Here is a 14,131-nt window from a genome sequence, read left to right as displayed (position 1 = left end):
TTTAACATTGGTAACAATGAAAATAAAATATCATTCACTCCTGTGCATTCTCGCCACCATCGCTTTGAGTTCTCCGCTCTCTGCGGTGAGCGTGAATGCCCAGAAAGCGGTATCCAAGACATGGAATCCGAACCTGAAGAACGGAATGTACCGCAATCCGGTTATTGACGCCGACTACTCAGACCCTGACGTATGTCGTGTGGGCAATGACTACTATATGACCTCCTCTTCCTTCCAGTGTTTCCCTGGCCTGCAGATTCTGCACAGTACCGACCTGGTAAACTGGGAGATTATAGGCGCTGCCCTACTCGATGACTATCCTGTTTTGCCTGAATACCAGGGCACAGACTTGGACTGGCGCAAGAAAGTTCAGCATGGCAACTATGTGTGGGCACCCTCTATACGCTATCACGACGGATGGTTCTACATCTACTGCGGCGATCCTGACCAGGGTCTCTTTATGACCAAGACACAAGACCCACGCGGTCCTTGGGAGCCTATCACCTGGGTGATGAAAGGAAAAGGTTTGATCGACTGCTGCCCTCTCTGGGATGAAGACGGCAAGGCTTATCTTTCACATGGATGCGCCGGTTCAAGAGCCGGCATCAAGTCGGTACTCTTCGTAGCTCCGATGTCACCTGACGGCACCAAGGTGATTGGTCCTTCACGCATCGTATATGATGGTCATGAAGACCAGCCTACCATCGAGGGTACCAAGTTCTACAAGCGCAACGGCTATTATTACATCATGAGTCCTGCGGGCGGCGTGAAGTATGGCTGGCAGGTAGAACTGCGTTCCAAGAATCCATACGGTCCTTACGAGGAGTATGTGGGTATGGCACAGGGAAAGAACAAGAAGGTGAACGGCCCTCACCAGGGAGCCTGGGTTGATACCCAGAACGGCGAAGACTGGTTCCTCCACTTCCAGGATAAGCACGCTTATGGACGTGTGGTTCATCTGCAACCCGCCAAATGGGTAAACGACTGGCTCGTTATCGGTGACGACAAGGATGGCGATGGCTGCGGTGACCCTGTTCAGCAATGGAAGAAGCCAAACCTGCCATCAAGCGGTAACTTCCAGCCTAAGGAATCGGATGATTTCAACAGCGTAGATTTAGGTCTGCAATGGCAGTGGAACGGTCCTTACAGTCAGTACTGGTACTTCTGTGATGCCAAGAACTCCAAGTTGCGTCTCTATGGTGTGCAGCAGGCTGAAGATGTAAAGAACCTGTATGATTTGCCAAACCTCCTGCTCCAGAAACTCCCTACCGAGAACTTTACTGCTACTGCCAAGGTGAAGTTCATACCTAACCGCACCGAGGCTTACAAGGAGAAAGATAAGGTACTGGGCGAAAGCGCCGGCATGATTATGCAAGGCATGGACTATGCGGCACTCAAGTTTGTTGATACCAAGGAAGAGGGTGTTGTTTTGCAATATGTAACCTGCGAGAAGGCAGAGAAGGGACAGGCTGAGAAGGTGGTAAAGCAAGTGGCTATCAAGACCAGCAAGCAGCCTCAGCCTTACACCGTGAAGTATGCCGTAGATGATATTCCTTCTTCCCGCATCGCTACCCAGGATGTATGGCTCCGCGTGAAGGTTCATAGCGAAGGCATCGCCAACCAGATACAGGCTATCGCTGAATGGAGCTACAGTCTGGATGGTAAGAACTTCACCAAGATAGGCAATCCTTTCACTGTGCGTGAAGGCAAGTGGATTGGTGCCAAGCTCGGTTTCTTCAACACCCGCACAGCCAAGAAGAACGATGCTGCCTTCTTCGATGTAGACTGGATTCATTTCGAAAAATAACGCTTTCCAGCTAATGCGTTATTTCTGATAATATTTTGGGAAACAAAAAAATCCCCCTCATTGCAAATCAATGCAGCGAGGGGGATTAATCATTATGAGTAATCTAAAAATTCTAATCTTTCTTTTCTTCTTTAGGCTCTTCCTTTGTTGTTTTCTTGGCAGGAGCCTTCTTGGCAGGAGCCTTCTTGGCTGCAGGCTTAGCTGCGGCCTTCTTGGCAGGAGCAGCCTTAGCAGGCTTCTCGCCATGGTGCTTCTCTGCCTCCTTCTCTATCTTTTCAATCTTAGCCTGAAGACGGACAATCTCCTTGTCCTTCATCTCAATCTCTTCATCCTGATTCTTGATGGTAGTAAGCAGGCTCTCAAGCTGATCGTTATCAACATCAGCAGGATAGAGGTCGTTTACTCGGGTGATGAAGTCGCCAAGAATGTTCATATAGTTAGTGAAAGCATCGAAAGGACTTGAATAGATACCTCTGTCAAGACCCACATTGCTTGGCTTGGTAGTCATGAAGCGGAAGTTGTTACTTGCCTGCAGGTAATCCCAGTCCTGATTGATACGTGGATCGTTTGCGATACGTACACGGTCTGCCACACTGTAAAGCTTGTTGAAAGCCTCACGCTGCATCGGGTTACCCAACCATGAACTTACATCACGCTCCTCGTCTACCCAACTCAAGGTATCAGGCACATTCACCTCTCCTACCGACTTGATCTTCTTGCAGATTTCTGAAGGTGTTGAGAAGGTGATGCCACGGTCCTTGGCACACTGAGGCAAAGCCTTCATAAACTCGAGGATGTTGCTTGACAGAGGCTGGGCAATACCAAGAGCAGAAAGCTCCATGAAGATATTGATAACCTGCTCCTCCTCTGGGAAGGCAGCAATCCGGTTCATATAGTTGTCGGCAAAGAGTGGATAACCGTCCCAATCGCTGTTGCTGAAGCGCAGAGAGATATCATCGCTCAGGTTCACATCGCGCAAAAGGAGCTTCAACTTAGGGTTCAGGGCGCAATGGTAAACATAGTGAGGAGACTTCCAGCCGAGCACGTGCTTGGCACCCTCGGTGAGCATACCAATGAATCCCATGTTGGCAACATCGTTACCGATATCATCGCTGTAGATGAGCGAAGAGTTGCGCAATACGGTAGGTTTCTTTCCGAAATATTCCTCAATCTTAGTACACTGGCGCTTCACCTCATCCTTGAAACTTGCCTCATTAACCAGAGAAGCAAGTCCGTGAGAGTAAGGCTCAGCCAGGAACTCTACACAACCCGTATTGTTGAGCTGCTGAAGCTTCTCCAGTACCTGAGGAGCATGAAGTTCCAACTGCTCCATACCCACACCCGAAAGCGAGAAAGCTACCTTGAAATACTTGCCGTTCTTTTCAATCATCTCCTGAAGGGCATTCAAGGCTGGCATATAAGAGCGCTCAGCAATCTCGTTGATGCTACGGTCGTTCTCGTAGTCATCATAGTAATAATGGTCGGTACCGATGTCGAAGAAGCGGTAGCGTTTCAGATGGGTAATCTGATGTATCTCGAAATATAAACAAATTGTTTTCATAAAAATTTGAAATTTGAACGTTTAACTTGTAAGATGAGTAAAGCCTCAAAATTATTCATTCTTCGTTCTTCACTCTTCACTTAACCTACTTCCACCCTAAGGTCTTGAGGTACAGGTCTTTGATGCGGGCTCCCACTTTCTCCCAGGTAATCTGGTCTACTTCTTTCTTGCCTTCCACTGAGAGATAATCGAAAAGACTCTCGTTGTGACAGATGCTGTAGATGGCATCAGCAAGGGCATGGATATCCCAGTAGTCTACCTTGATACAGTTGGACAGGATTTCTCCACATCCACTCTGCTTGGAGATAATGGTTGGTGTGCCGCACTGCATAGCTTCCAAAGGTGAGATACCGAACGGCTCGCTCACAGATGGCATCACGTAGACATCACTGTCTTTCAGACATTCATAAACCTGTTTGCCGCGCATAAAGCCAGGGAAGTGAAACCGGTCGGCAATGCCTCTTTCGGCAGCGAGATAAATCATCTGGTCCATCATATCGCCCGAACCTGCCATACAGAAACGCACATTGCGGGTACGGTGCAATACCATGTTGGCAGCCTCTACGAAATATTCAGGTCCCTTCTGCATGGTAAGACGTCCCAGGAAGGTTACTACCTTCTCCTTGCCCTTATGATTTGGGCGTGGAATATCCTGCCACTCCTGCTTCAATGGGTATACGGCATTGTGCATGGCGAAACACTTGCGTGGATCCTGATGATACTGGTGAATCACCGTCTGGCGGGTCAGTTCGGATACACACATGATGCAGTCGGCATTATCCATACCGTCTTTCTCGATAGCGTAAACGGTAGGGTTCACCTTTCCACGGCTACGGTCGAAATCAGTAGCATGAACGTGGATGCACAATGGTTTGCCACTCACGCGCTTGGCATGAATTCCGGCAGGGAATGTAAGCCAGTCATGAGCATGGATAATATCAAATTCTTCTGAACGGGCTACAACTCCGGCAATGATGCTATAGTTGTTGATCTCGTCATGAAGATTTGACGGATAACCACCGGCAAAGTCCATACAGCCGAGGTCATTTACATGCATATAGTTAAAATCGGCATAGATGTGGTCACGGTAGCGGAAATAATCATCCGGATTCATGATATTGCCTACGCACTGCTGCACATAGTCGTGATTTACATCTCGCCAGGCGATAGGCACACTGTTCATTGCCACAATCTTGCAGGCACTGCGGTCCTCATCACCGAAAGGATGAGGCAGACACAATGTGATATCAACATCGCCCTGGGCATGAAGTCCCTGGGAGATACCAAAGTTGGCAGTTGCCAAACCACCAAATACGTGAGGAGGATACTCCCATCCAAACATTAAAACTTTCATATAGCAGTCCTCCTATTATTAATATTGATATTTTTCAAGTAACTCGAGCGCACGCAGAATCTCAGCCACATTCATGGCGAAAGAGATGGCACCACGACCTGCGAATGGAGGGTTTCCATCGAAGAGTTCGCTGATGGTACCGAGACAGTGGGAAGACATTTCGTCCTCATAACCTACCATCTGGCGTTCGATAAAGCTCAAACGGGTACGCTTATAGAGTTTCAGACTTGCCTCCATATAGAAGCCACCGAGCCATGGCCATGCCGTACCCTGATGGTAAGCATAGTCGCGCTGGGTCTGCGGACCTACATAAACAGGATTATATCCACCGCTCTTTGGCGAGAGTGAACGCAATCCCTTAGGAGTAAGGAGTTCGCGTGTACAGATATCAAGAACCTGCTTCTTCTGGTCTTGCGACAATGGAGAATAGTCGAAAGCCACTGCAAATATCATGTTCGGGCGAACGCTCCAGTCCATCATATTTCCATCAACATAATCGTAGAGATAGCCATATTCATTGAGGAAGGTATCGAGGAACGCCTGCTTGGTCTGCTCAGCCTGAGCCAGGAGTTTCTGCTGGCTGTCTTCTTCGCCAACTGTTGCAGCGAGAGAAGCACAGAAGCACAAAGCGTTATACCACAAAGCATTAAACTCTACGATATATCCGGTACGTGGAACCACTGGTCTGCCGTTGGCAGTAGAGTTCATCCAGGTAACAGCCTTGTCCTTACCATCGGTATAGAGCAATCCGTTCTCTTCGAGCTTCAGGTTCGGATGCTTGTTATCCTGGATAAAGTTGATAACATCCTTGATAAACTGTCCATACTTCTTGAAGCATTCTTCCTTGCTGGTTTCCTTGGCATACTGCTGCAAAGCCCAAATAGCCCACAATGGCACGTCAGGCTGCTCTATCTCAGCAATATGAACGCTGACCGGCTTGCCTTCCATAAACTCGTAGTATCCCTTCATGGCAGTCTTCATCACCAGTTCGAAGTAGTCATCTTCCTCGATAGAGAGGGTGAGACCCGGAAGAGAGATGAATGTATCGCGGGCTCTACACTTGAACCAAGGGTAACCTGCCAGGATATAACGGTCATCGTTCTTTTCACGACGATGGAACTGATGAGCCGCATTGACCAGACAGTGGAAGAAATTGTCACGAGGCGAACGCTCATCCACTTCCTTGTCGAAGAGTTTCTTCAGGCTGACCGCCTTGATTTCTGATGTAGAAGCAGCAAAGACGATGGTTTCGCCTTTCTTGATATCCATTTCAAAATAGCCAGGAACATAGAGGTCTTCGTTAGAAGCATAACCTCTCTCCTGCTCCTTTGGATATTCCACGCCACGATACCAATCTGGACAGAATTTAAACTCGTTCTTCTTGGAGAACTGCATGTAGAGATCAGGATAACCTGCATACATACAGGTCTTGATGCCATGATCTACCTCAGAATAATCACGAGATGCGGTAGCATTCTCATGAGTAAACTGACGGACACTGCGGAAAGCCAGAAAAGGACGGAAACGAAGGGTTGTAGCCGAATGGCCGTCTACCAGGGTATAGCGAATCAGAATGCGATTCTCATAATGCTGGAATACAACTTCCTTTTTCAGGATAACACCACCTACGCGATAAAGGGTAGTTGGCACTTTATCACAATCAAACTCACGAATGTACTTGTGGCCCATCGGACTGTAGTTGTTGCCCTGGTACTTGTGCAAGCCGAGGTTAAACTCTGCTCCATGCTGAATCACCGTAACATCCAGCGAACTCAAGAGCACATGATTCTCATCGTCCAGTTCTGGAACCGGCACGACAAGTAATCCGTGATACTTGCGGGTATTACAGTCTACAATCGTTGAGCACGAATATGCACCCGAGCGATTTGTTCTCAACAACTCCTTAGGCAACGACTCTTGAAGATTCGTCATAAGGGCCTTTTCGAATTTTAGATAACTCATAGATCTATATTAAGGTTCTATATTTTTGTTGACTAAATTAATTGCTTTCAAAGGTAACACTTTTTTGTGGTATAACAAAGTTTTTTGTATGCCATTTTTAGAAAAAATTGCCTTTTTATGTTTTAAAACATATTTTTAGACAAAAATGCTTGATTATTTCGAGAAAAAGCATTACTTTTGCACTCAGTTTTCAGTTTAAAAGATTTGTACACATGGCAGCTAGAGGAAAATACGATAAAGAAAATATAGCAATGCTGATTGCTAAGCTATGGGGAGGCATTACTGATGACCAGTTCGATTTACTGAAAGAACATCTGGAAATCAAGAAGTATAAGAAGAACGAAATCATCTACAAGAACGAGGGTACTCCCGAATATGCACTATGTCTCATAGCGGGAAAAGTGAAGATATACAAAGAAGGTATCGGTGGCAAGAGCCAGATTATCCGTGTTATCAAACCGATTGAATTTTTTGGTTTCAGAGCCTATTTTGCAGATGAGATATACAAGACGGCAGCCATGTCGCTGGAAAACTGCGTCGTTGCCCAGTTCCCGCTGGCAGTTCTCATGAAACTGATCTCCAAGAGTTTCAACATCGGCTTCTTCTTTATCAAATATCTCAGTGTGGAAATAGGTAAATCGGACGACCGTACCGTGAACCTCACCCAGAAACATATCCGTGCCCGACTTGCCGAGGGACTGATATTTCTGAAAGACTCTTATGGGTTAGAAAAAGACGAAAAAACTCTTGACATCCGATTGAGTCGTGAAGATCTGGCAAATCTCTGTAATATGACAACGAGCAATGCCATCCGTACGCTCTCAGCCTTTACGGCAGAAGGACTCATCAATACTGAAGGAAGGAAAATCAAAATCTTACAGGAAGAAGAAATCATAAAAATAGCAGAACTCGGATAAAGTTCTGCTATTTTTTATTTATATGTTTTACATTATTCGTTTTTCTTGATACATTTCCCTTATTACGGGCATACTGGTTATACGGGTATCAGGAAGTTGATAACCTCCTGAATTACAGTAATCTGGAATGGGCCTACCGGTGTATTCATCAATCTGCCATCAATACCTATCAGGGCATGCTGGGCATCGAGCACCTCTACCTCCCGGGTACGGTAAGGATGCACACTCTTATGGTTGAGGAACTTACCTTTCACAAAAAGATAGATTCCCTCGAAGAGCTGGGTTGTCTTAGGATGAGATACCACCGACACATCGAGCAGTCCGTTATATGGCACAGCATTCGGAGTCTGTCCATATCCTGTTCCATTGCCTATACACATCGTCATCACTCTACGCTTGATAACATCCGAATTGATTTTCACATGCATCTTATAGTCCAGACGCTGGAATATCATCAGGATGAAGGAACAGAGAAACGACAGGGTACGCGAACCGAAGATATGATGGGTTTTTCGTCTCAGGTTCATGATGGCGGCGATGAGTCCGATATTGATACAGTTGAGGAAATAGCGACGGCATTTCTCCCCCTTTTTGTTCACATAGCGGATACAACCGAGGTCAATCTTTCTGATACGACGTTTTTTCAGCGACGCCACCGTCTTCTCGATATCGCTGTCGCTGAATCCCCAGAAGTGGGCAAAGTCGTTCATCAGTCCGTTAGGAATAACACCCAGTGCCACCTCTTCTCTTTCTTTCGGATCTATTTGCATCAGACAGTTTACGGCATCATTGAGCGCAGAATCTCCACCAACGATGACAATGGTCTTATAACCATTGTTGATAAACATTCTGATGAGCCGTTCTACGCTCTTCTGATTCTCGCTCTGCACAAAGTCGTAATCCACGCCCTGCTGCTTGAGCACCTTCTCTATTTTTTCCCAGCGCTTGTTACTTCGCCAGCCTCCTCTAGGGCAATAAAGCAGCCCCCATTTATTCTCGTTTACCATTGTCTCTTCTTTGTAATTTGAAAGTTGTAGAAATATCACTTCCGCCTAGCCACCGTTGCATCCGATTCCATCGGATGCCAGCCCTAGCCAGATTCCAGGCCGCAGCCTAGCTCCTCATCAGCTCCAAAACCGTCTCCACCTTTTTCTCCATTGGCTGCAATGCATCTACCCAATGGATAGTAAAGCCTCTGCGCTCCATACCTCTGAACCACGTCATCTGCCTTTTGGCAAACTGATGGATTGCTATTTCCAGACCGCGATACATCTCATCGTATGAAGTCTTACCGATTACATATTCTGTAATAAACTTATATTCCAAACCATAATAGATGAGATTTTCGGCAGGAATACCACGATCTAGCAGTCCCTTGATTTCATCTACCATTCCCTCATCCAATCGCTGTTTCAGTCTCCGTGAAATTTTCTCCCTTCTTGCGTCCCGGTCTATGCTGACACCAATAATCAGCGAATCAACCGCAGGGAGTTCACGTTCGGGCATCGGATGCTCCAGATTATAGCTTTCAATCTCTATCGCCCGGATAGCTCGCTGTGCTGTATCCACGTCTGTGCGATTGTGCATATTAGAACCCGTTTTCGCCTTCAGCTCTTTCAGTATCAGCGTAAGTTCCTCTAAACTCTTATGAGCCAATGACTCACGGAGTTCCGGGTTCTGCGGAACAGGTGAGAGATGATAACCTTTCAGCACCGACTCAATATAGAGTCCTGTACCTCCACATAATATCGGAAATGCCCCTCTCTTCTGAATATCCTGATAGGCATCATAAAAATCCTGCTGATATTCAAAGAGATTATATTTCGTACCAGGCTCACAGATGTCAATGAGGTGATAAGGTATCTGCTTGCCATGGATGGTATAGTCAGCCAGATCCTTACCCGTACCTATATCCATGCCGCGATATACCTGCCGGCTGTCAGCACTAATGATTTCAGCGCCCTTGGCAGGGGTACCCGACAAATGGGCACCCAGGCTATTGATCCTGGCTGCAAGAGCGGCAGCAAGACTCGTCTTACCACTCGCCGTAGGTCCCAATATGGTTATCATCGAATATTTCATGCCGCAAAGTTAAATGAAATTATTGAGAAAACAAAATAAAATGAAAAGAAATTCTCACTTATAAAAACAAAAAGCCGTCCAGCATTGAAAAAATGCTGGACGGCCATATACTTAATCGTTAAGAGGCAACGAATTAACCGTTGTGCTTCTTCATGATCTTGATCAACTCAACAACCTTGTGTGAGTAACCAATCTCGTTGTCATACCAAGAAACAACCTTAACGAAGTTGTCTGTCAAATAAACACCTGCGTTAGCGTCGAAGATAGATGTCAAAGCGCAACCCAAGAAGTCAGAAGAAACAACAGCATCCTCTGTGTAACCGAGTACACCCTTCAACTCACCCTCAGAAGCAGCCTTCATAGCAGCGCAGATAGCCTCCTTAGAAGCAGCCTTCTTCAAGTTAACTGTCAAGTCAACAACAGATACGTCCAAAGTAGGAACACGCATAGAGATACCTGTCAACTTACCGTTCAACTCAGGGATAACCTTACCTACAGCCTTAGCAGCACCTGTAGAAGAAGGGATGATGTTGCCAGCAGCTGCACGGCCACCACGCCAGTCCTTCATAGATGGACCATCAACAGTCTTCTGTGTAGCAGTTGTAGAGTGAACAGTTGTCATCAAACCTGTCTCGATACCGAAGTTATCGTTCAATACCTTAGCGATAGGAGCCAAGCAGTTTGTTGTACAAGAAGCGTTAGAAACGATCTTCTGACCATTGTACTTGTCAGTGTTAACACCGCAAACGAACATATCAGCCTGGTTACCGTTAGCGTCAGCCTTAGAAGGAGCAGAAAGTACTACGTACTTAGCACCAGCCTTCAAGTGCTTCTCAGCCTTGTCATAAGCGAGGAAGAGACCTGTAGACTCAACTACGTACTCAGCACCAACCTCATCCCACTTCAAGTTCTCAGGATCACGCTCAGCAGTAACACGGATGTGGTTACCGTTAACGATCAACTCGCTCTTCTCAACGTCAGCCTCGATAGTACCGTCGAAATGACCGTGCATTGTATCATACTTCAACATGTAAGCCATGTAATCAACTGGGCACAAGTCATTGATAGCTACTACCTGTACTTCCTTTGCGTTCTCAGCCTCAACTGTAGAACGGAATACGAAACGACCGATACGGCCAAATCCGTTAATACCAATCTTAATCATTGTTCTTAATATTTAAATTAAAAGTTTAATAAAAATTACTTTTTTAACTGCTTTCGAGCGTTCATCCGATGCTGAAACATTCAAAATTTTACGCCTTAGAGCATTTTTTCTTCTTTTCGAGCGCAAAGTTACTAATTTTTTTCTAACTTTGCAACCAGAATGTGTATTAAATAAGTTAAAAAAGAATAGTAGAGCTTTAATATTGGCATTATTTTCACTCATTACATGCCATACTGACAACTCCATATTGCAAAAAGCAAAGGAAAAACTCAGCATTCTATACCTTATTATATATATAAGAAAAGAGAAAAAGAAGAACAATCAAACTATAGTTATAATTAAAAAGATAAAAGTATGAGTAAATTTTTGAATGAATTCAAGGAATTCGCCATGCGTGGCAATGTGCTCGACATGGCTGTCGGTGTTATCATCGGTGGTGCCTTTGGCAAAATCGTGAGCTCCGTTGTAGATGATGTCATCATGCCTCCTATAGGATGGCTGATTGGCGGCGTGAATTTCGCCGACCTCAAATTCACCCTACCTACCGTCAATGTAGCGGGTGAGGAACTGAAGGCGGCTACCATCAACTATGGTAACTTCCTCCAGACCTGTTTCGACTTCCTCATCGTTGCCTTCTGTATCTTCATGCTCATCAAGGTGGTGAACAAGATTTCCAAGAAGAAGGAAGAGGAAAAACCGGCAGAAGCTCCTAAGGCTCCGGAGCCAAGCAATGAAGAAAAACTCCTCATGGAAATACGTGATCTCCTGAAGAACCAGAAATAAGAATAAAAAAAGTCGCCCTCTTTGAAGGCGACTTTTTTATTCTGTTTATTCCCACTCAATTGTCGAAGGTGGTTTTGAAGAGATGTCATAACATACACGGTTTACACCCTTCACCTTATTAATAATCTCATTACTTACCTTAGCCATGAAATCATAAGGAAGATGTGCCCAGTCAGCAGTCATCGCATCAGTACTGGTTACAGCACGCAAGGCAACCGGGTGCTCGTATGTACGCTCATCACCCATCACACCTACTGAACGGACAGTAGAAAGCAATACGGTACCAGCCTGCCAGATCTGATCGTAGAGAGAAACCTCGATCTCGCCATTCTGCATGTCAGCAGGAACACCGGCAGCCAGAACGCGACGAGCTTCCTCACCACTCAACTTCACCTTATATTCACGCAAGCCACGGATATAGATATCGTCAGCATCCTGAAGGATACGTACCTTCTCAGGAGTGATATCGCCCAAGATACGGACAGCCAAACCAGGACCTGGGAATGGGTGACGGGTAATCAGGTGCTCTGGCATACCCATAGAGCGACCTACACGGCGAACCTCATCCTTGAACAGCCACTTCAAAGGCTCACACAACTGAAGGTTCATCTCCTTAGGAAGACCACCTACGTTGTGATGACTCTTGATCACCTTACCGGTGATATTCAAGCTCTCGATACGGTCAGGATAGATGGTACCCTGAGCCAACCACTTGGCACCAGTCTGCTTTTTAGCCTCAGCATTGAAAACCTCCACGAAGTCGCGGCCGATAATCTTACGCTTCTTCTCAGGGTCAGTAACACCAGCCAGGTCAGCAAAGAACTTCTCTGATGCATCCACGCCGATTACATTCAAGCCCAAACACTTGTAGTCTTCCATCACGTCACGGAACTCATTCTTGCGCAACATACCATGATCTACGAAGATACAAGTAAGGTTCTTACCGATAGCCTTGTTCAGGAGAACGGCAGCCACACTGGAGTCAACACCGCCAGAAAGACCGAGGATAACCTTATCGTCACCCAACTGTTCCTTCAACTCAGCAACTGTTGTCTCAACAAAAGAGTCAGCACTCCAGTCCTGCTTACTTCCGCAGATATCAACCACGAAGTTCTTCAAGAGCTGTGTACCCTGCAAAGAGTGGAACACCTCTGGGTGGAACTGTACTGCCCATACAGGCTGTTTGGTAGAAGCATAAGCAGCATACTTCACATTAGCAGTAGAAGCGATGCACTTGTAATCATCAGGGATAGCAGTGATGGTATCACCATGGCTCATCCAAACCTGAGAGTTCTCGATGAATCCCTTGAACAAAGGATTCTCCTTATCGAAATGCTCCAAGTTGGCACGACCATACTCACGGCTGTCAGCAGCCTCCACCTTACCGCCCTGGGCGTAAGAAAGGAACTGAGCACCGTAGCAGATGCCGAGTACAGGAATGCGGCCGATAAACTGGCTCAGATCTACCTTGAAAGCTTCCGGATCATGAACGGAATAAGGGCTACCGCTCAAGATGACACCAATGACAGATGGGTCATCCTTTGGAAACTTGTTGTAAGGCATGATCTCGCAGAAGGTATCGAGTTCACGGACACGACGGCCGATGAGCTGTGTGGTCTGTGAACCGAAATCCAAAATAATAATCTTCTGTTGCATAATATCTAATTTTAATTTACAGTTTACAATTTATAGTTTACAGTAATCTTGCTATACGGCATAGCCGCTATTAACTATAAACTACTAACTAACGATTTCAGGAATGCTTCCGCCTCTTTCAGCGTCTCCTGCTTTCCCACATCCATCAGCTTGAGGTCGTTCTTTACATATCCCTCTATGCGCACCTTGTCGCAATGCTTCAGATAGAAGTCCATGATAGGGAACTTGTCCGGTTCCTCCTCCATCAATGGAAAGAGCGATGGGGCAACCATGTGGATGCCCGAGAAAGCATACATCTTATAATCTTTGGGATTGAGATCAGGATAAGGACTCTTCACCTCGCCCGTTTCTATATTCGTCCATCCCACCAGTCGCATGCTGTCATCAAAGAGCAGATAGCGCTTGGTCTTGCGTTCGCTCACCATCAGGCGGGCAGCAATCATATCCCTGCTCTCCATCTGGTAGAACTTCTTCAGATCCACATTACTCAGAATATCCACGTTGTGGATAAGAATAGGCTCTGACTGGTTGAAGAGCGGCCATGCCTTCCGGATACCTCCACCCGTTTCGAGCAGCTTTTCACTCTCATCACTGATACGGATGTCCATACCGAAGTTGTCATGTACTCTGAGATAATCGATAATTTGTTGGGAGAAATGATGCACGTTCACTACAATGCGAGTGAAACCGGCATCCTTCAACTGAAAGATGACACGTTTGAGCAAAGGTTCTCCCCCGACACTTACCAGAGCCTTCGGAATGCGGTCGGTAAGTGGCTTAAGGCGAGTGCCCAAACCTGCTGCGAATATCATTGCTTGCATCATTGCTAAATAGCTATTTTAAA

Annotated in this window: 11 protein-coding genes; 3 read left to right on the top strand and 8 right to left on the bottom strand. The window is 46.1% G+C overall.

Annotated elements, in window-relative coordinates:
• The first annotated feature begins 16 nt into the window (after nt 1-16).
• The gene (locus tag NNC77_RS00415) at nt 17-1,807 is read left to right on the top strand and encodes a glycoside hydrolase family 43 protein (RefSeq protein WP_254969573.1); all 1,791 of its coding nucleotides are present in this window, start codon (nt 17-19) and stop codon (nt 1,805-1,807) included.
• Between the two features lie 112 nt (nt 1,808-1,919).
• Here the strand turns inward: NNC77_RS00415 and NNC77_RS00410 are convergent, their stop codons facing one another.
• The 3 genes from NNC77_RS00410 to NNC77_RS00400 form a co-directional block, all read right to left on the bottom strand.
• Nucleotides 1,920-3,368, bottom strand: coding sequence for a glycoside hydrolase family 57 protein (locus NNC77_RS00410; protein WP_254969572.1), 1,449 nt, complete (start codon nt 3,366-3,368; stop codon nt 1,920-1,922).
• An 85-nt stretch (nt 3,369-3,453) separates the two neighbouring features.
• Nucleotides 3,454-4,722, bottom strand: a complete 1,269-nt coding sequence (locus NNC77_RS00405; RefSeq protein WP_254969571.1) for a glycosyltransferase family 4 protein — start codon at nt 4,720-4,722, stop codon at nt 3,454-3,456.
• Nucleotides 4,723-4,740: 18 nt separating this feature from the next.
• Entirely contained in the window at nt 4,741-6,684 is a 1,944-nt protein-coding gene (locus tag NNC77_RS00400) for a glycogen debranching enzyme N-terminal domain-containing protein (RefSeq protein ID WP_254969570.1), read from the bottom strand.
• A 212-nt stretch (nt 6,685-6,896) separates the two neighbouring features.
• Between NNC77_RS00400 and NNC77_RS00395 the strand changes: the two genes are divergently transcribed.
• Nucleotides 6,897-7,601, top strand: a complete 705-nt coding sequence (locus NNC77_RS00395; RefSeq protein ID WP_254969569.1) for a Crp/Fnr family transcriptional regulator — start codon at nt 6,897-6,899, stop codon at nt 7,599-7,601.
• 77 nt (nt 7,602-7,678) lie between these two features.
• On the opposite strand, the gene NNC77_RS00390 is transcribed toward NNC77_RS00395, so the two are convergent.
• The 3 genes from NNC77_RS00390 to gap form a co-directional block, all read right to left on the bottom strand.
• On the bottom strand, nt 7,679-8,608 hold the full coding sequence (locus tag NNC77_RS00390; RefSeq protein WP_022121645.1) for a diacylglycerol/lipid kinase family protein: 930 nt from the start codon (nt 8,606-8,608) through the stop codon (nt 7,679-7,681).
• 106 nt (nt 8,609-8,714) lie between these two features.
• Entirely contained in the window at nt 8,715-9,683 is a 969-nt protein-coding gene (miaA, locus tag NNC77_RS00385; RefSeq protein WP_022121644.1) for a tRNA (adenosine(37)-N6)-dimethylallyltransferase MiaA, read from the bottom strand.
• 133 nt (nt 9,684-9,816) lie between these two features.
• Nucleotides 9,817-10,848, bottom strand: a complete 1,032-nt coding sequence (gene gap, locus NNC77_RS00380; RefSeq protein WP_006846296.1) for a type I glyceraldehyde-3-phosphate dehydrogenase — start codon at nt 10,846-10,848, stop codon at nt 9,817-9,819.
• A gap of 354 nt (nt 10,849-11,202) precedes the next feature.
• Here gap and mscL point away from each other — a divergent pair, with 354 nt between their 5' ends.
• On the top strand, nt 11,203-11,631 hold the full coding sequence (gene mscL, locus NNC77_RS00375) for a large-conductance mechanosensitive channel protein MscL (RefSeq protein WP_117588102.1): 429 nt from the start codon (nt 11,203-11,205) through the stop codon (nt 11,629-11,631).
• A gap of 45 nt (nt 11,632-11,676) precedes the next feature.
• Here mscL and guaA read toward each other — a convergent pair whose 3' ends face one another.
• Together guaA and NNC77_RS00365 are read right to left on the bottom strand one after the other, a co-directional pair.
• On the bottom strand, nt 11,677-13,287 hold the full coding sequence (gene guaA, locus NNC77_RS00370) for a glutamine-hydrolyzing GMP synthase (protein ID WP_022121641.1): 1,611 nt from the start codon (nt 13,285-13,287) through the stop codon (nt 11,677-11,679).
• Between the two features lie 74 nt (nt 13,288-13,361).
• A complete protein-coding gene (locus NNC77_RS00365) occupies nt 13,362-14,111 on the bottom strand; it encodes a sugar phosphate nucleotidyltransferase (RefSeq protein ID WP_153139403.1) in 750 nt (249 codons plus the stop codon).
• Between the last annotated feature and the right edge of the window lie 20 nt (nt 14,112-14,131).

The sequence above is a fragment of the Segatella copri genome, from assembly GCF_024330485.1.
Lineage (GTDB): Bacteria > Bacteroidota > Bacteroidia > Bacteroidales > Bacteroidaceae > Prevotella > Prevotella copri_L.
This window is presented reverse-complemented; position numbering and strand designations above follow the sequence as displayed.

What these genes read in the sequence shown, in the direction of transcription:
- NNC77_RS00415 (WP_254969573.1), top strand. Translation starts at nt 17, where the DNA reads ATGAAAATAAAATATCATTCACTCCTGTGCATTCTCGCCACCATCGCT.
- NNC77_RS00410 (WP_254969572.1), bottom strand. Translation starts at nt 3,368, where the DNA reads ATGAAAACAATTTGTTTATATTTCGAGATACATCAGATTACCCATCTG.
- NNC77_RS00405 (WP_254969571.1), bottom strand. Translation starts at nt 4,722, where the DNA reads ATGAAAGTTTTAATGTTTGGATGGGAGTATCCTCCTCACGTATTTGGT.
- NNC77_RS00400 (WP_254969570.1), bottom strand. Translation starts at nt 6,684, where the DNA reads ATGAGTTATCTAAAATTCGAAAAGGCCCTTATGACGAATCTTCAAGAG.
- NNC77_RS00395 (WP_254969569.1), top strand. Translation starts at nt 6,897, where the DNA reads ATGGCAGCTAGAGGAAAATACGATAAAGAAAATATAGCAATGCTGATT.
- NNC77_RS00390 (WP_022121645.1), bottom strand. Translation starts at nt 8,608, where the DNA reads ATGGTAAACGAGAATAAATGGGGGCTGCTTTATTGCCCTAGAGGAGGC.
- miaA (WP_022121644.1), bottom strand. Translation starts at nt 9,683, where the DNA reads ATGAAATATTCGATGATAACCATATTGGGACCTACGGCGAGTGGTAAG.
- gap (WP_006846296.1), bottom strand. Translation starts at nt 10,848, where the DNA reads ATGATTAAGATTGGTATTAACGGATTTGGCCGTATCGGTCGTTTCGTA.
- mscL (WP_117588102.1), top strand. Translation starts at nt 11,203, where the DNA reads ATGAGTAAATTTTTGAATGAATTCAAGGAATTCGCCATGCGTGGCAAT.
- guaA (WP_022121641.1), bottom strand. Translation starts at nt 13,287, where the DNA reads ATGCAACAGAAGATTATTATTTTGGATTTCGGTTCACAGACCACACAG.
- NNC77_RS00365 (WP_153139403.1), bottom strand. Translation starts at nt 14,111, where the DNA reads ATGATGCAAGCAATGATATTCGCAGCAGGTTTGGGCACTCGCCTTAAG.